The organism is Bradyrhizobium sp. BR14999 (assembly GCF_056106085.1).
In genome coordinates this window covers 7027493-7043539 of sequence record NZ_CM148536.1, presented here as the reverse complement: position 1 = coordinate 7043539, position 16047 = coordinate 7027493, and the positions used below count along the sequence as shown (strand labels likewise).

At 64.7% G+C, this 16047-nt stretch carries 16 protein-coding genes; 9 read left to right on the top strand and 7 right to left on the bottom strand.

Going from position 1 to position 16047, the window contains the following annotated elements; all coding sequences use genetic code 11:
• Positions 1-52: 52 nt before the first annotated feature.
• The 4 genes from ACR9YP_RS32920 to ACR9YP_RS32905 all read right to left on the bottom strand — a co-directional run bounded on the left by ACR9YP_RS32920 (position 53) and on the right by ACR9YP_RS32905 (position 3753).
• Positions 53-1162, bottom strand: a complete 1110-nt coding sequence (locus ACR9YP_RS32920) for an SMP-30/gluconolactonase/LRE family protein (RefSeq protein WP_474217868.1) — start codon at positions 1160-1162, stop codon at positions 53-55.
• 114 nt (positions 1163-1276) lie between these two features.
• The gene (locus ACR9YP_RS32915; protein WP_091897391.1) at positions 1277-2191 is read right to left on the bottom strand and encodes an SDR family oxidoreductase; all 915 of its coding nucleotides are present in this window, start codon (positions 2189-2191) and stop codon (positions 1277-1279) included.
• Positions 2192-2196: 5 nt separating this feature from the next.
• Positions 2197-3336 (bottom strand): thiolase C-terminal domain-containing protein, encoded by a 1140-nt coding sequence (locus ACR9YP_RS32910; RefSeq protein WP_438109914.1) that lies wholly within the window; start codon positions 3334-3336, stop codon positions 2197-2199.
• Positions 3337-3339: 3 nt separating this feature from the next.
• Positions 3340-3753 carry a Zn-ribbon domain-containing OB-fold protein gene (locus ACR9YP_RS32905; protein WP_091897396.1) on the bottom strand — a complete coding sequence of 138 codons (414 nt, stop codon included), beginning with the start codon at positions 3751-3753 and terminating at the stop codon, positions 3340-3342.
• A gap of 178 nt (positions 3754-3931) precedes the next feature.
• Here ACR9YP_RS32905 and ACR9YP_RS32900 point away from each other — a divergent pair, with 178 nt between their 5' ends.
• The 4 genes from ACR9YP_RS32900 (at position 3932) to alkB (ending at position 7526) form a co-directional block, all read left to right on the top strand.
• Positions 3932-5281, top strand: coding sequence for an amidase (locus ACR9YP_RS32900; protein WP_474217867.1), 1350 nt, complete (start codon positions 3932-3934; stop codon positions 5279-5281).
• Positions 5274-5960, top strand: a complete 687-nt coding sequence (locus ACR9YP_RS32895) for a DUF2848 domain-containing protein (RefSeq protein ID WP_370985187.1) — start codon at positions 5274-5276, stop codon at positions 5958-5960. The genes ACR9YP_RS32900 and ACR9YP_RS32895 overlap by 8 nt, the downstream gene beginning before the upstream one ends.
• Positions 5961-6116: 156 nt before the next feature.
• Positions 6117-6863, top strand: coding sequence for a 2OG-Fe(II) oxygenase (locus tag ACR9YP_RS32890; protein ID WP_474217866.1), 747 nt, complete (start codon positions 6117-6119; stop codon positions 6861-6863).
• A 9-nt stretch (positions 6864-6872) separates the two neighbouring features.
• Complete coding sequence (gene alkB, locus ACR9YP_RS32885; RefSeq protein WP_438109907.1) at positions 6873-7526, top strand: DNA oxidative demethylase AlkB; 654 nt, start codon at positions 6873-6875, stop codon at positions 7524-7526.
• A gap of 52 nt (positions 7527-7578) precedes the next feature.
• Here alkB and ACR9YP_RS32880 read toward each other — a convergent pair whose 3' ends face one another.
• From ACR9YP_RS32880 to hpaH, 3 genes are all read right to left on the bottom strand, one after another.
• Positions 7579-9207 carry a thiamine pyrophosphate-dependent enzyme gene (locus tag ACR9YP_RS32880; protein WP_438109905.1) on the bottom strand — a complete coding sequence of 543 codons (1629 nt, stop codon included), beginning with the start codon at positions 9205-9207 and terminating at the stop codon, positions 7579-7581.
• A gap of 149 nt (positions 9208-9356) precedes the next feature.
• Positions 9357-9755: a 5-carboxymethyl-2-hydroxymuconate Delta-isomerase gene (locus ACR9YP_RS32875; RefSeq protein WP_438109904.1), complete on the bottom strand. Its 399-nt coding sequence runs from the start codon at positions 9753-9755 to the stop codon at positions 9357-9359.
• Between the two features lie 30 nt (positions 9756-9785).
• Positions 9786-10592 carry a 2-oxo-hept-4-ene-1,7-dioate hydratase gene (hpaH, locus tag ACR9YP_RS32870; RefSeq protein ID WP_438109902.1) on the bottom strand — a complete coding sequence of 269 codons (807 nt, stop codon included), beginning with the start codon at positions 10590-10592 and terminating at the stop codon, positions 9786-9788.
• 111 nt (positions 10593-10703) lie between these two features.
• Between hpaH and hpaR the strand changes: the two genes are divergently transcribed.
• The 5 genes from hpaR (at position 10704) to ACR9YP_RS32845 (ending at position 15958) form a co-directional block, all read left to right on the top strand.
• Positions 10704-11222: a homoprotocatechuate degradation operon regulator HpaR gene (hpaR, locus tag ACR9YP_RS32865; RefSeq protein WP_438109900.1), complete on the top strand. Its 519-nt coding sequence runs from the start codon at positions 10704-10706 to the stop codon at positions 11220-11222.
• 241 nt (positions 11223-11463) lie between these two features.
• Positions 11464-12240, top strand: a complete 777-nt coding sequence (locus tag ACR9YP_RS32860; protein WP_438109898.1) for an HpcH/HpaI aldolase family protein — start codon at positions 11464-11466, stop codon at positions 12238-12240.
• Between the two features lie 201 nt (positions 12241-12441).
• Positions 12442-13965, top strand: a complete 1524-nt coding sequence (locus tag ACR9YP_RS32855; protein WP_091897425.1) for a UxaA family hydrolase — start codon at positions 12442-12444, stop codon at positions 13963-13965.
• A gap of 186 nt (positions 13966-14151) precedes the next feature.
• Positions 14152-14673 (top strand): PAS domain-containing protein, encoded by a 522-nt coding sequence (locus ACR9YP_RS32850; RefSeq protein WP_438109896.1) that lies wholly within the window; start codon positions 14152-14154, stop codon positions 14671-14673.
• The gene (locus ACR9YP_RS32845) at positions 14651-15958 is read left to right on the top strand and encodes a methyl-accepting chemotaxis protein (RefSeq protein WP_438109894.1); all 1308 of its coding nucleotides are present in this window, start codon (positions 14651-14653) and stop codon (positions 15956-15958) included. Before ACR9YP_RS32850 ends, ACR9YP_RS32845 begins: the two co-directional genes overlap by 23 nt.
• Positions 15959-16047: the final 89 nt, after the last annotated feature.

Here is a 16047-nt window from a genome sequence, read left to right as displayed (position 1 = left end):
TGGATGGCCGGGACAAGCCCGGCCATGACGCGTGGTGAGAGTGCGGAGCGCATCAACAGAAATGCGCGCCCTGCGTCTCCACATACACCGCATAGAGCGACTGACTCGCGGTCATGAACAGGCGGTTGCGCTTCTTGCCGCCGAAGCAGACATTGGCGCAGGTCTCGGGCAGCAGGATCTGGCCGATGCGCGCACCATCGGTCGGCGCGAACACCTGCACGCCGTCATAGCCGGGTCCGACCCAGCCGGCGCCGACCCAGATGTTGCCTTCGGTGTCGACGCGCAAGCCGTCAGGGAAGCCTGACTTGCTGTCGAGCTTCATGTCGATCAGCTTCTTCGGGTTCGACAGCTTGGCGCCGTCGATGTCGTAGGACCACACCACGTTCTCAGCCTGCGGGTAATGCGTGATGCCGGTGTCGCAGACATAGAGCTTCTTGTAGTCGTGGCTGAAGGCGATGCCGTTCGGCTTGAACGGCTCGTCGGCAACCTTCGCGACCTGCCCGGTCTGCGTGTCCAAGCGATAGACGGCTTCCTTTTGATGAGGTTGCAGCGATCCGGTATTGGCAAGCTTGCCTTCGTAGATGCTGATCGCGCCATAACCGGGATCGGTGAACCAGATCGCCTTGTCGTTGGGATGCACCACCATGTCGTTCGGGCCGTTGAGCGGCTTGCCGCCTGCCTGCTCGGCCAGCGCCGTTACCGAACCGTCGTGTTCGTAGCGGACGAGGCGGGTGCGTTCGGCGCTGATCTGGCGTCCTTCGGTGTCGAACGAGTTGCCGTTGGCTTCGTTCGACGGCTTGTGGAACTGCTCGGAGATGTGACCGTCGTCGTCGAGATAGCGAAGCTGGCGGTTGGCTGGGATGTCGCTCCAGACGAGGTATTGCCCCTGCGCATTCCACGCCGGTCCCTCCGCCCACAGGCAGCCGGTGTAGAGCCGCTTGATCGCGGTGTTGCCGACCTTCGCCTTGAAGCGCTTGGGGTCGATGACGACGATGTCGGGGTCGGGATAGCGCTGCGGCTCGGCATTGGCGCCGAAGTCGCGCGCGTCGGCCCGCGAGGCGAGGACGGCGGAGGCGGCGAGAGCCGCCGTGCCTTTGAGGAGAGTGCGGCGTCCGAGGCCGCCGGTGGCAAAGATGTCGGGGTTGGTCAGTATTCTTGTCATGGTTTCCTCCCAAAGTTTGTTGGGAGGGCACCATCCGCCCGCATTCGGGCGTAAAACGGGGCGATCTCTGGCCGAGGCAGCCAGAGATCGCAGGGCAGGGATGCCGGAAACGCGCTAGACGGGATCCCAGGTGAAGATGTCGGCGGAGCGGTCGAGCTTGTAGAACGATCCCTTCAGCGCCGGCATGCCGTGTTCCGCGATCGACTGCGGCGTCCAGCCTTCGCTCCGCTGCACCGAGCGGATCGGACGGTTCTGGCTGAACAGGAAGATCTCGTTCATGCGCACGCCAAAGATCTGCCCAGTGACGTCCTTGGCGGGATCTGAGAGCAGATAGCCGCAGAGCGGGGCGATCTTCTCCGGCCCCATCTGCTTGATCTTCTCGACGCGCGCCTTCTCGGCTTCGGTCTCGGTCGGAATGGTGCCGATCATGCGGGTCCAGGCGAACGGCGAGACGCAGTTGGAGCGGACGTTGAAGCGGCCCATGTCGAGCGCGATCGATTTGGAAAGCCCGACGATGCCGAGCTTGGCGGCGGCGTAATTGGCTTGTCCAAAGTTGCCGATGAGGCCGGAGGTCGAGGTGAAGTGCACGAAGGAGCCCGACTCCTGCTCGCGGAAGATCCGCGCCGCGGCATGCGAGACGTAGAACGAGCCCATCAAATGCACCTTGATGACGGCCTCGAACGCTTCCACGCTCATCTTGTGGAAAATCATGTCGCGCAAGATGCCGGCATTGTTGACGACGCCGTCGAGCCGGCCGAAATGATCGGTCGCGGTCTTCACGATCTTGCTGGCGGGGATCGCTTCGGCCACCGACTCGAAGTTCGCAACCGCAGCGCCGCCGCGCTTCTTGATCTCCTCGACCACTTCTTCAGCGGGCGCCGCGTTCGAGCCGGCGCCGTCGGCGGCGCCGCCGGGGTCGTTGACGACGACCTTGGCACCTTCCGCGGCGCACAGCAGCGCGATCTCCCGCCCGATGCCGCGGCCTGCGCCGGTGACGATGATGACCTTGTCCTGCAGTGATTTGCTCATGTGAACTACCTCTCGTTCGTAAACACGATCGTGCCTGATGCCGCGAACATGCCGCCGACGCCGTGACACACCGAAATCTTCGCGCCAGCGACCTGCGCTGGCGCGATGCCGCGCATCTGGCGCACGCTCTCCTGAAGCGCGTACATGCCGTACATGCCGGAGTGCATGTAACTCAATCCGCCGCCATTGGTGTTGAGCGGCAGCTTGGCCCCCGGCCGCGTGTTGCCGTCCGCGATGAACTGTCCGGTCTCCTCATAGGGCATGAAGCCGAGATCGCCGAGACCAAACAGCGGCAGATGTGCGAACGCGTCGTAGATCATGAGATGGTCGACGTCCCCGTGCACGATGCCGGCTTCCTTGAATGCCAGCGGCCCCGCGGTCTTGAACGCGCGCGAGAAGTTGAAGGTCTCCATCTGGCTGACCATCGGTGTTTCCACGCTCTCGCCGGTGCCCATGATGTAGACGGGCTTGCGCGGAAAGTCCCTGGCCCGATCCGCCGAGGTCAGGATCAGCGCGCCGCCGCCATCGGTGACCAGGCAGCATTGGAGCAGGCGGAACGGATAGGCGATCATGCGCGAGTTGAGGACATCGGCGACCGTGATCGGGTCCTTCATCATCGCGCGCGGATTCTTCGCCGCCCATTCCCGCTGCACCACTGCGACCGAAGCCAGCTGTTCATGCGTGATGCCATAGGTCTTCATGAAGCGCAGCACGGGGATCGGGAACATGCTGGGCGGGCCGTAGACCCCATAGGGCGCCTCGAACTGGCCGTTGAGGCTGTCTGCCGGTGTCGAGCGCGGCAATTTGCCGATCATCGACTTGCCGCTCTCGGCATGGGTAATCAGCACGGTATTGCACAAGCCGGCCTCGATCGCCGCGGCCGCGTGGCGGACGTGCAGCATGAAGGAGCAGCCGCCTACCGAAGTGCCGTCCACCCAGGTCGGCTTGATGCCGAGATAATGGCAGACCTGCTGCGGCGTTTCGACCGCGGTGGCAAAGCCGTCGATGTCGGAGAGTTTCAGCCCGGCATCGGCGATGGCATTGAGCGCTGCGTCGGCGTGGAGCTGGAGCTGCGAGGCGTTGGGGATGACACCGAGCTCGGTGGTCTCGGCCGCGCCGACGACGGCAACCTGGTTCTTGCGCATGGCTTACCCCTTCGCCGGACGGAAAACGGGGAGGGTGATCTTGTCGTCGAGTTTCTCAAAGGCGACCTCGAGCTTCATGTCGAGCTCGAGTGCCTCCGGCGTCTGCGGGCAGTCGATGATGTTGCTCATCATCCGCGGCCCCTCGGCGAGCTCGACCACCGCGATCGCGTACGGCGGCGTGAATCCGGGCGCAGCGGGACGATGGTTGATCACGTAGCTGTAAAGAAAGCCCTTGCCGCTCGCCTTGAACACCGAGACCTTGCGCGAGGCGCAGGAAGGGCAGAACGGGCGCGGCGGGAAGTAGACATGCGCGCAGGCGTCGCAGCGCTGCAGGCGCAATTCGCCGACTTTCGTGCCGTCCCAGAAATGCTGGGTTTCCGGCGTTGGTTTCGGTCGCGCGCGCTGCGGTTCGGCCATATGGGCAGCTCCTCCCAAGAGACAGGCTTCGCGCCCGCCTGTTTCGATCTTGATGCGACAATCGACTATAGTGCGTCAACGGTCCAGCAATGCGCATGCATGCCATCATGCGCACAATGCTTGTGTCGAACTGAGCCAGCGCTATAGATTGCGCGCGCCAATATTCCGTGAGACAGACATGCCCGATTTTCCGACGCTGGCGAAGCTCGCCGAAGACCTCGAAAGCGGCCGCACCACCTCCCGCAAGCTGGTCGAGGCTTGCATCGCCAGGATCGCCGATCCCGCCGGCGAGGGCCAGCGCGCCTTCATCCATGTCGACAAGGACGCCGCGCTCGCAGCGGCGGACGCGATGGACGGCTTGCGCAAGGTCAAGGCCGCGCCATCGCGCTATGCCGGTATTCCGATCTCGATCAAGGATCTCTTCGACATCAAGGGGCAGACGACGCGCGCCGGCTCCCGTGCGCTCGACGATTCCGATCCGGCGGAACACGATGCGGCGGCGGTTGCGCGGCTGCGCGGCGCCGGCTTCGTCGTGATCGGGCGCACCAACATGACCGAGTTCGCCTATTCCGGCATTGGCATCAATCCGCATTTCGGCACCCCGAAGGGCGTCTGGAACCGGGCGGAAGGCCACGTGCCCGGCGGCTCGTCCTCGGGCGCGGCGGTGTCCGTGCTCGATGGCATGGCGCATGGCGCGCTCGGCACCGACACTGGCGGTTCCTGTCGGATTCCGGCCGCCTTCAACGGCATCGTCGGCTACAAGCCGACGCAGCGCCGTGTGCCGCTCGACGGCTCGGTGCCGCTGTCGTTCTCGCTCGACAGCATCGGCCCGCTGGCGCGATCGGTCAGCTGCTGTGCCATACTCGATGCGGTGCTCGCCAACGAGCCGATCACCGCGGTGAAGCCGCGCCCCGTAAAGGGCATGCGGCTCGCGGTGCCGACCACGATCGCGCTCGACGACCTCGATGTGCAAGTCTCCGAGACGTTTGAGCGCGCGCTGAAGGCGCTCGCCGATCACGGCGCCATCATCGAGCGCATCGAGATGGCAGAATTCCACGACATCGGCCCGATGAACGCCAAGGGCGGCTTTGCCGCGGCCGAGAGCTATGCCTGGCACCGCTATCTCATCACGTCCAAGGGCGATGTCTACGATCCACGCGTCGCTGTCCGCATCATGCGCGGCGAGGCGCAGAGCGCGGCCGACTACATCGATCTGCTCAACGAGCGCCGCTCGCTGATCGCCCGCGTCAATGCACGCATCGCGCCCTATGACGCCCTGGTGCTGCCGACCACCGCCAACACACCGCCGAAGATTGCCGATCTCGCCGACGACAAGGCGTTCACCACCCAGAACCTGCGTGCCCTGCGCAATTGCACCCTGATCAACATGATCGACGGCTGCGCCATCTCGCTGCCTGCGCATCGTCAGGGCGCCGTTCCCGTCGGTCTGATGCTGGCCGGAGCGGGCGGATCCGACCGCCGTATCTTCGAGCTTGCTGCCGGCATGGAGGCCGTGATCCGTGTTTGACCTGACCTTCACCGTCGACGCCCAGGACACCACGACGCCGCTGACGCTGGCGATCGACCAGGTCGTCATCGCCGGCTGGACCGGCCGCGATCCTGTCGCGCGCGACAAGCACATCGCCGAGCTGCAAGAGATGGGCATCGCCCCGCCAGCCTCGACGCCGATCTACTACCGCGCCTCGGCGCGGCGGCTGACGATGGAAGACCGCATCGAATGTACCGGCGGCGAGTCGTCCGGCGAGGTCGAGTTCGTGCTGATCGGCTGGCAGGGACGCATCTTCGTCGGCTGCGGCTCCGATCACACCGACCGCAAGGTCGAGGCCTATAGCGTCACGGTCTCAAAGCAGATGTGCGACAAGCCGATCGCCTCCACACTGTGGGAGCTCGAGGACGTCATCGGCCATTGGGATAGGATGATTTTGCGTTCCTACGCCTGGATCAAGGGCGAGCGCGTGCTCTACCAGGAGGGCACGCTCGATGCGATGCTCCCGGTCCCTGACCTCATCACGCGCGGCTTTCCGGGCGGGAAGCTGCCCGACGGCTGCGCCATGTTCGGCGGCACCTTCGCCGCCAAGGGCGGCATCCGCCCCGCCGGCCGGTTCGAATTCGAGCTGGAAGATCCGGTGCTGAAGCGCACGATCAAGCACGGCTACGACGTGGTGACGTTGCCGGTGAGGGGCTGATAGCTCTCCATCGTCATTGCGAGCGAAGCGAAGCAATCCAGACTGGTTCCGTGGTGGGACTCTGGATTGCTTCGTCGCAAGGGCTCCTCGCAATGACGGGGAGATAGTCGGAAATCGGGTGGCGGCGGAGGGCGGCATATTGCGAGAGTCGTAGCCATGACAGCAACAGCACGCAAATCAGCCCCTAAGCTATCCGTCGACATTGCCTGCCACGTCGACATCCTCGACTGGCCCCAGATCACCAACGAACTCGACAGCCACGGCTGCGCCGTCCTGAAGAACCTGCTCACGCCGGACCAATGCCGCGCCGTCGCCGCGCTCTATCCCGACGACACGCACTTCCGCAGCCGCATCGTCATGGGCCGCCACGGCTTTGGCCGCGGCGAGTACAAATATTTCTCCTATCCGCTCCCCGACTTGATCGCGCAGATGCGTCCGGCGCTCTATGCGCATCTTCAGGGTGTCGCCAACCGCTGGAACGAGGCGATGGGGATCGACATCCGCTATCCCGCCGCGCACGCAGCTTTCCTGAAGCGCTGCCACGAGGCCGGCCAGAGCCGGCCGACGCCGCTACTGCTGCAATATGAGGCTGGCGACTACAATTGCCTGCATCAGGACCTCTATGGCGAGCACGTGTTCCCGATCCAGGTCGCGATCCTGCTGTCAGAGCCTGGGCGCGATTTCACCGGCGGCGAGTTCGTGCTGACCGAGCAGCGGCCGCGCATGCAGTCCCGCGCCGAGGTGGTGCCGCTGGCGCAGGGCGACGCCGTCGCCTTCGCCGTGCATCACCGACCGGTGCAGGGGACACGCGGCACCTACCGCGTTAACCTGCGTCACGGCGTCAGCCGTATCAGGTCCGGCCAGCGCCACACGCTGGGTGTGATTTTTCATGATGCCAAATGAGCGCTGCGATTGATGGGTGATCTGTTCGACAGCGTCGCCGAGGCGCAGCCATCGCGCGAGGAGATCGCCGACGGCGCCGTGTTGCTGCGCGGCTTCGTCAAGCCGATCGAGAGCGAGCTGATCGAAGCCGTGCGCACCATCGTAGCGCAATCGCCGTTCCGGCGCATGACGACGCCCGGCGGCTACCAGATGTCGGTGGCCATGACCAATTGCGGCGAGCGCGGCTGGATCACCGATCACACCGGTTATCGCTATGATCCGATCGATCCGCGAACCGGCGCACCCTGGCCGGCGATGCCGCCCGTGTTTCAGGCTCTCGCCCGCCGCGCGGCGGCGCAGGGTGGTTTCGCTGGATTTGCGCCCGATGCCTGCCTCGTCAATCGCTACGAGCCCGGCACGCGGCTGTCGCTGCATCAGGACAAGGACGAGCTCGACTATTCGGCCCCGATCGTCTCGGTCTCGCTCGGCCTGCCCGCGACCTTCCTGTTCGGCGGCCTGGCGCGCAGCGACAAGCCGCGCCGCTTCCGCCTGGTGCATGGCGACGTCGTGGTCTGGGGCGGCGCTAGCAGGCTCACCTATCACGGCGTCGCGCCGCTCGCCGACGGCGAACATGCGCTGCTCGGACGGAAGCGGATCAATTTGACCTTCCGCAGGACGCGCTAATCTTCCTTCTCCCGCAAGGGGAGAAGGGAAAGCAGAAACGATGATGCTTCGTTTACGGCTTCGGCGGGTGAATGAACGCCCACGGACTGACTTCGGAGTCCCGCGTCACCTCGACCGAGATCAGATAGGGCCCGCCATGGGCGAGCGCCTTCTCCATCGCCGCCTTGAACTGGTCCGGCGCGGTGACGCGCGCAGCTGCCACGCCAAAGGACTCCGCGAGCTTGACGAAATCCGGATTGACGAGATCGGAGGCCACCACGCGGCCGTCAAAGCGTTCGCGCTGGTCGCGGCGCACATTGCCGTAGGCGTTGTTGTTGAACACCAGCGTCACCACGCCGATGTTGAACTGCACGGCGGTCGAGAGCTCCTGCACGCCGAACATGAAGCCGCCGTCGCCGGTGATCGCCACCACCGGCTTGTCGGGGTTGGCGACCTTGGCGCCGAGCGCGGTCGGAAAGCCGGAGCCGAGCGTGCCCTGATAGCCTGACGTGATGAAGGTGCGCGGCTCATAGACCGGAAAGCCGTACCAGGAGGCGAAGCCGAACTGCGACAATTCATCTGTCACGATCGCATTCGCCGGCAGCACCTCGCGCAGGATGTTGAGATAGGCCATCTGCGGCTGGATGCGCTGGATCTCCGCTTGCGCGGTTGCGGTGGCCTCGCGGATGTCTCCGCGCCGTCCGCGGCTTCTCGCATAGCCGGCCTTCTTCACGGCCGCGACGAGATCGGCCGTGCCGGCCTTCGCGTCGGCGACAATAGCTGTATCGGAAGCGAGCCGGCGCATCTCGGCCGGATCGATGTCGATCCTGACAGATTTCAGTCCCTTCGGCTGATAGGGCCAGCGAAAGCCCGAGGCCGGCAGCTCCGCGCGGGTGCCGATTGCGATCATCAAATCGGTCGTGGGCCACAGCTTGTAGGCGGCAGCCATGGTGAGCCCGAGCTCGTGCGCATTTGAGACGATGCCGCGGCCGCTGCGGAAGGCAACGACGGGCGCATCGATCATCTCGGCGAGTTCGAGGATCTCCTCGCGCGCCTCGATCGCGCCGCTGCCGACGAAGATCATCGGCGCCTTGCTGGTCTTGATTAGCGCGGCGGCCTGCTTGATCAGGTCAGGATCGGGCTGCGGCGCCGGCAGCGGTTCCAGCCGCTGTGCAGCCGCGGTGTCGGCGGGCTGGGTGAAGACGTCCCAGGGCATCTCGACCGAAGCAGGCCCGCGCCGGCCGGACATCATCTCCTGGAAGGCGCGCGCGACGACCGTCGGGGCGTTGCCGGGATATTCGATGCGATCGGCCCATTTCACATAGCTGCGCAAGGTCGCGAGCTGGTCCGGCATCTCGTGCAGATGGCCGCGGCCCTTGCCCAAAAATGGCGTCGGCACCTGGCCGGTGACGCAAAGCACCGGCTCGTTGCAGCCGAAGGCGGTGAGCAACGCCGCGCTGGCGTTGAGCACGCCGGGGCCGGGCACCACGCTGAACACGCCGGGCCTGCCGCTGGAGCGCGCATAGCCGAAGGCCATGTAGCCGCAGGCCTGCTCGTGCCGCGCGCCGATCACCTTGAGCTGGGCCTGATGGAAAGCGTCGAAGAGGCCGTAGACCTGCGCGCCGGGTAGGCCGAATACGGTGTCGACTCCGTGAGCAACGAGCCCGTTTACGATCGCTTCGCCGCCGGTGAGGGTGGTCATGGTGCTATTCCACTTCGAGTGTTGTCCAGGCTTCATCGACGAGGCAGTTGCGCATGCTTCCGATGCCCTCAGCTTCGACGTCGATCACCTTCCCAAATGCGAGTGCGGCAAAGGTCGAGATGTCGCTGCCAGGGCAGGGAATGGGAACGTCAGCCGGGCTGCGCCCCCGCTTTCAGGGCGTCATGGATGTTGTTGCGCTTCCAGCTCGTTTCCTTGTCGTTGATCTGCATGTCGAACGACAAGGCAAACTTGCTGGCCGCGAAGACGGGATCGAGATGTCTTGAGAGCGCCTGGAAGACGTGCTCGCCGGCTTTCTGACGCGTCTTGAGATCGCGGCCCTCGCCGATGCGCAGCACCATGTCGAGGAAGCCGTACTCCTGCCGCGCGTCCGCGATCGCGTAATGCTCGCACCTGATCGCGCGAACGCGGATGCCGCCGAGCGGGAAGATGCCGGTCTCGACCGCCGCCTTGCGCACGATTTCGCATACCAGGCCCATGTCGAGGTGGCCATCGAGATTGGCCGAATATTCGATCGTGAAATGCGGCATCGCGGTTTCACTCCCTGTCTTCTTGTTCGCCTAAGCGAAGTAGCAGCTGACCGAGCCGTAGGCGCCATAGTCGGCCTGAATTGTGTCGCCCTTGCGGGTCTCGATCGGACGGATGAAGGAGCCGGCGAGCACCACCTGTCCGGGCTCCAGCGCTAGCCCAAGTGGCGCGATCTTGTTGGCGAGCCAGGCCACCGCAGTTGCGGGATGGTTGAGCACGCCGGCGGCAAGGCCGGTTTCCTCGAGCTGGCCGTTCTTGAAGCAGAGCGCGCCGATCCAACGCAAATCGGCCTCCAGCGGCCGGATCGGGCGTCCACCGAGCACGATGCCGGCATTGGCCGCATTGTCGGCGATGGTGTCGAAAATCTTTCGCGTCGCCTTGGTCTTGGCATCGATGCGCTCGATGCGCGTGTCCAAAATCTCCAGCGCCGGCACCACGAAGTCGGTGGCGTTGAGCGCGTCGAACATCGTGCAGTCGGGTCCTGAAAGGCGCTTGCTCATGACGAAGGCGAGCTCGGCCTCGACGCGCGTCGCGATGAAGCGCTCGGTCGGTACGAGGCCGCCGTCAGCAAAGAACATGTCGTCGAGCAGCACGCCGGAATCCGGCTCGTCGATATTGAGTGCGCTCTGCATCGCCTTCGAGGTCAGGCCGATCTTGTGGCCCTTGACGACGCGCCCCTCGGCGGTCTTGAGGTCGACCCAAGCCTTCTGAATCGCGTAAGCGTCAGCGATGGTGATGTCAGGGAAATCCTGCGAGAGCTGCCGGATCTGCGTGCGGGTCTTCTCCGCCTGGTGCAGACGCCTCGCGCAAGCTTGGATATCGTCGTTGGAAAGCGCCATTTGTGATCTTACAAATCGTGGTGCCCGGAGATGCTTAACATGTTAAGTGAATGCGTCAAACACAAATCGGGCTTGCTGCACTGCAAACATTTTGCGGCTTGAAAGGGCGTCATGACGAAGAAATCCGCTGATCCCGCCAACGGAAGCGCGCCTGCCGCGCGGCAGGTGCCGATGCGCGACTTCTCGCGCTCGCTGCCGATGTCATTGCTACGGGCGCGGGAGGCGGTGATGCGGCAATTCCGCCCTTCGCTGCGCGAGCACGGCTTGACCGAGCAGCAATGGCGCATCCTGCGCGCGCTCGCAGCTATCGAGACGGTCGAGGTCACGGAACTCGCGCGCACGGCGTTCCTGCTCGGGCCGAGCCTGTCACGCATCCTGCGCGACCTCGAGGCCCGCAATCTGATCGAGCGCAAGACCGCGAAGGCGGACCAGCGCCGCAGCATGGTCTCGATCTCGAAAGAGGGCGTGAAGCTGATGGCCTCCGTGGCGCCGACGTCGGAGGCGATCTATACCGAGATCACGCGACGCTTTGGCGCGCGCAAGCTCGCCGAGTTGCAGGACATGCTCGGCGAGCTCGAGCAGAGTCTTGCAAGCCTCGGCGCCGGCGATGAGGCAAGTGCCGAGGAGTGAAAGCAGATATGCGCGAGCGCGCGGCAACAGCCATGGACATAGCCGCGTTTTTTCGCTCAAAGTGCCCCCAAGCCGATCGCTGGAAAGTCGGCGCCGGGACGGATGGCGCCCCTCTTGTCGGATGACATCTTGCGTTATCGCGAGCGTAGCGCGGCGATCGAGTTCGCGGTAATAACGGCATCGCCTTGTCGCGGCACTCGTCATGGTGACGACGGTCCAAACAACAAAGAAGGAAGGCAACGTGACGAACAAAGTCAAAGAGATCTGGAAGTCGGGCAAGGCCGTGGTCAACGCGTGGCTCGCGATTCCCTCCGGCTTCTCGGCCGAGATGATCGCGCAATGCGGCTTCGACAGCGTCACCGTCGACATGCAGCACGGCGTGCAGGACTATCTGTCGATGGTCCAGTGCTTCCAGGCCATGGACAAGCATCCGATCACGCCGATGGTCCGCGTGCCCTGGAACGAGCCCGGCATCATCGGCAAGGTGCTCGACGGCGGCGCCTATGGCGTGATCTGCCCCATGGTCAACACGCCGCAGGAAGCCAGGAACCTCGTCTCGTATTCGAAGTATCCGCCGAAGGGCGTTCGCTCCAACGGTCCGATCCGCGCCGGCATGTACGGCACCGCGGGCTCCTACCAGAAGACGGCCAACGACGAGATCGTGCTGCTGCCGATGATGGAGACGAGGACCGCGGTCGAGAACATGGAAGCGATCCTCGACGTCGAAGGCATCGACGGCGTCTATATCGGCCCGTCCGATCTCGGCTTCTCCTACGGCCTCGAGCCCAAGCTCGACCGCAGCGAGCCGGAGATCCTCGCGATCTACGAGAAGATCATCAAGGAGTGCGGCAAGCGCGGCCTCAACCCGGGCATCCATTGCAGCGGCGCCGAAGGCGCAGCGCGCGCCATCAACATGGGCTTCAAGCTGGTGACGCTCTCGAACGAGGTCGGCCTGATGACGACCTACGCCAAGATGCAGGTGAATGCGACCCGCAAGGAGTCGGGCGGCAAGGCCTGATCTCTCTCCTTTCCCTCTCCCCGTTCTTACGGGGAGAGGGTTAGGGTGAGGGGCCTCTCTCAACACGGACTAATCTAACGATCGAGCGCGCAGCTCGCCCCTCACCCGGATCGCATTGGACGATGCTTCGCATCGCCAAACGCGATCCGACCTCTCCCCGCAAGAGCGGGGAGAGGTGAAGTAAGACCGAAGGAGATACCCATGACCATCAGCCCCGTCATCCGCCTGCATCCCGATGATGGCGTGGTGATCGCGCGCGCGAGCCTGCCGCCCGGAACGGTGGTCGCCGACGGCGTGACCACGGTCGACCGCATTCCCTCCGGCCATAAGGTCGCGATCAAGCCGATCGCGTTGGGCGAACCGGTCAAACGCTACGGCCAGATCATCGGCTTTGCCACCCAAGCCATCGCGCCGGGCCAGCACGTGCACACGCAAAACTGCGGCATGGGCGATTTCGCCAAGGACTATGCCTATTGTGCCGACGTCAAGCCGACGCCGAACTTCGACCTGCCCGCGACCTTCGAGGGCATCCGCCGCCCCGATGGCCGCGTCGCCACGCGCAACTATATCGGCATCCTCACCTCGGTGAATTGCAGCGCGCATGTCGCTAGCCTCGTCGCCGACGTCTTCAAGAAGAATCCCTTCACCGGCGACAACCCGCTCGCTGACTTCCCCAATGTCGATGGCGTGGTCGCGCTGACCCACAAGACCGGCTGTGGCATGACGCAGAACGAGCCTCTGGCGCTGCTGCGCCGCACGCTCGGCGGCTATGCGCGGCACGTCAATTTCTCTCACGTCATCGTGCTGGGCCTCGGCTGCGAGGTGAACCAGATCGGCGGCCTGATGGAAGAACAGAAGCTCGCCGGCCGCTTGCGCGCGATGGACATCCAGGAGGTCGGCGGTACCCGCAAGACGGTGGAGGCGGGCATCGCCTTCGTGCGCGAGGCGCTCGGTGATGCCAACAAGGTCAAGCGCGAAACGGTACCGGCAAGCGAGCTCACCGTGGCCCTGCAATGCGGCGGCTCGGACGGCTATTCCGGCGTATCCGCCAATCCCGCGCTCGGTGCTGCCAGCGATCTCATCGTTCGTCACGGCGGCACCGTGATCCTCTCGGAGACGCCCGAGACCTACGGCGCCGAGCATCTGCTCACGCGCCGCGCCGTCAGCCGCGAGGTCGGCGAGAAGCTGGTCGATCTCATGCGCTGGTGGGACGCGTACACCGAGCGCGAAGGCGCGGAGATGAACGCCAATCCAAGCCCCGGCAACAAGGCCGGCGGCCTCACCACCATCCTGGAAAAGTCGCTCGGCGCGATGGCGAAGGCCGGCACCACCAATCTCGTCGAGGTGCTGCGCTACGCCGAGCCCGTCACCAAGAAGGGTTTCGTCTTCATGGACACGCCCGGCTACGATCCGGTCGCAGCGACTGGCCAAGTGGCAGGCGGCGCCAATCTCGTCTGCTTCACCACGGGCCGCGGCAGCGTGTTCGGCTGCAAGCCGGCGCCATCGATCAAGCTCGCCACCAACACGCCCATGTACAAGCGCATGGAAGAGGACATGGACGTCAATTGCGGCACCATCCTCGAAGGCGAGGAGAGCGTCGAGAGTTGCGGCCAGCGCATCTTCGAACTCATTCTCAAGACCGCCTCGGGACAGCCGACCAAGAGCGAAAGCTTCGATTTCGGCGGCGCCGAGTTCGCGCCGTGGGTGCTAGGGGCGACGATGTAATCCCATCATCGTGCGCCGGCGGTAGCTAAACACTGCACGGCGACGCACCTAGGTAATGATACGGAGGCGTCAAGTGATCGCGCGGGTTCCCGTGGTCACGCCTGATTAACATCTCTCGCCGTAGTTCTGGAGAAATGCGAGCTCCACTCACTCGGGGCATTCGCCCTTCGTGAGGATTCGTCAACGATGACGCGTGCGATACGGCCGACCGGCGTGGAAAATCTCCTCGGGGAGGAGGAGCTGATCGTATCGAAGACTGATCTCAAGGGCCGCATCACCTACGCCAACGACATTTTCATCCGCATGGCGAAGTACAGCTATGCCGAGCTGATGGGCGCTCCCCATAGTCTGATCCGCCACCCCGACATGCCGCGCTGCGTCTTCAAGCTGTTGTGGGATACACTCGAGGCCAAGCAGGAAATCTTCGCCTACGTCGTCAATCTCGCCAAAGACGGCAGCCATTATTGGGTGTTTGCTCACGTCACCCCGACGCTGGACGATCGCGGCAATATCATCGGCTACCACTCCAACCGCCGCAAACCCGATCCTGCGCAGATCGAGCGCATCAAGCCGATCTACAAGGCGCTGTGCGCCGAAGAGGCGCGCCACGCCAATGCCAAGAACGGCATGCGCGCGAGCTTCGAGATGATGGTCGGCCTGCTCAAGCAAAACGGTGTCGCCTACGATGAATTTGTGCTCTCTCTCTAAGGCGCAAGCCGCTGCTGGCCTTGCCTGCCTGCTCGCCGTCGTTGCCCTCGCATCGTCGATCGCGGGCGCATTGACCGCTGCTCCGGCCGCTGCGCTGCTCGGCGCCATCGTGCTGCTGCTCGGCTACACGCTCTGGAATCAGCGCCGTTCGCTGGCCGCGATCGATGAAGCCGCGGAGGTGTGCCGCAAGGCCGCCCATGGCGACCTCGAGGCGCGCGCGTTCGGCGATCGGCAACCCGGCCGCATCGGAATGATTCAGAAATCGGTCAACGACATGCTCGACGTCACCGATGCCTTCGTCCGCGAAGCTTCGGCGTCGATGGACTATGCGAGCCGCGGCAAGCATTTTCGCAAGATCCTGGCGCGCGGATTGCCCGGCTCGTTCCGCCGTTCGGCTTCCGTGATCAATTCCGGCACCGACAGCCTCGGCCGCCGCGTCGTAGAGATCTCAGAGCTCGCAAAGCAGTTCGGTACGCATCTCGACCAGGTCGCCGGCGGCCTGATGAGCGCCGCGACCGATCTCGAGGCCGACGCCGGCCAGATGGCCGCGGCGGCCGAGACGACCAGCCGCCAGACGTCCGGGATGCGCAGCGCGTCCGACCAAGCCTCGAACAACGTCGCGACGGTGGCGAGCGCAGCGGAACAGCTCGCGTCCTCGATCGCCGAGATCAGCCGCCAAGTGGCCGGCTCGACCACGAGCACGGGGCGGGCGGTGAACGAAGCCAATCGCGCCGGCAGCGAGATCCGCACGCTCGCGGACGCGGCGCTGCGGATCGGCGACGTCGTCAAGCTGATCAGCGAGATCGCCGAGCAGACCAACCTCTTGGCGCTCAACGCCACGATCGAGGCGGCGCGGGCGGGCGAAGCCGGCCGCGGCTTCGCGGTGGTGGCGTCCGAGGTGAAAAGCCTCGCCAACCAGACTGCGAAGGCGACCGAGGAGATCAGCGCCAAGGTCGGCGAGATGCAGCAATCGACGACCAACTCGGTCGCGGCGGTCGAGGCGATTGCGCAAACTATCGCAGAGATCGACGGGATCACCGCCAGCATTGCTGCTTCGATCGAGCAGCAGGGTGCCGCGACGCGCGAGATCGCCCGCAACGTCCAGGAGGCCTCGTCCAGCACGACGCAGGTGTCCTCCAACGTCACCGGCATCAACGAAGCCGCCGCCGATACCGGCCGCGTCGCGAGCCGCGTCAACAGTGCCTCCGAACGCGTCCATGGCGAGGTCGAGACGCTCCGGCGCGAGGTGACGCAGTTCCTGCAGCGGCTGATGTCGGCGGCGTAGGGATTTTCGAAGAGGACGTGCTCTCTTTCCCTCTCCCCTTGTGGGAGAGGGTGGCTCGCCGCAAAGCGGCGAGACGGGTGAGGGGTTTC

Bases quoted from the DNA above. Each gene is read 5' to 3' on its own strand.
- ACR9YP_RS32920 (WP_474217868.1), bottom strand. From the start codon at position 1,162: ATGACAAGAATACTGACCAACCCCGACATCTTTGCCACCGGCGGCCTC.
- ACR9YP_RS32915 (WP_091897391.1), bottom strand. From the start codon at position 2,191: ATGAGCAAATCACTGCAGGACAAGGTCATCATCGTCACCGGCGCAGGC.
- ACR9YP_RS32910 (WP_438109914.1), bottom strand. From the start codon at position 3,336: ATGCGCAAGAACCAGGTTGCCGTCGTCGGCGCGGCCGAGACCACCGAG.
- ACR9YP_RS32905 (WP_091897396.1), bottom strand. From the start codon at position 3,753: ATGGCCGAACCGCAGCGCGCGCGACCGAAACCAACGCCGGAAACCCAG.
- ACR9YP_RS32900 (WP_474217867.1), top strand. From the start codon at position 3,932: ATGCCCGATTTTCCGACGCTGGCGAAGCTCGCCGAAGACCTCGAAAGC.
- ACR9YP_RS32890 (WP_474217866.1), top strand. From the start codon at position 6,117: ATGACAGCAACAGCACGCAAATCAGCCCCTAAGCTATCCGTCGACATT.
- ACR9YP_RS32880 (WP_438109905.1), bottom strand. From the start codon at position 9,207: ATGACCACCCTCACCGGCGGCGAAGCGATCGTAAACGGGCTCGTTGCT.
- ACR9YP_RS32875 (WP_438109904.1), bottom strand. From the start codon at position 9,755: ATGCCGCATTTCACGATCGAATATTCGGCCAATCTCGATGGCCACCTC.
- hpaH (WP_438109902.1), bottom strand. From the start codon at position 10,592: ATGGCGCTTTCCAACGACGATATCCAAGCTTGCGCGAGGCGTCTGCAC.
- hpaR (WP_438109900.1), top strand. From the start codon at position 10,704: ATGACGAAGAAATCCGCTGATCCCGCCAACGGAAGCGCGCCTGCCGCG.
- ACR9YP_RS32855 (WP_091897425.1), top strand. From the start codon at position 12,442: ATGACCATCAGCCCCGTCATCCGCCTGCATCCCGATGATGGCGTGGTG.
- ACR9YP_RS32850 (WP_438109896.1), top strand. From the start codon at position 14,152: ATGACGCGTGCGATACGGCCGACCGGCGTGGAAAATCTCCTCGGGGAG.
- ACR9YP_RS32845 (WP_438109894.1), top strand. From the start codon at position 14,651: ATGAATTTGTGCTCTCTCTCTAAGGCGCAAGCCGCTGCTGGCCTTGCC.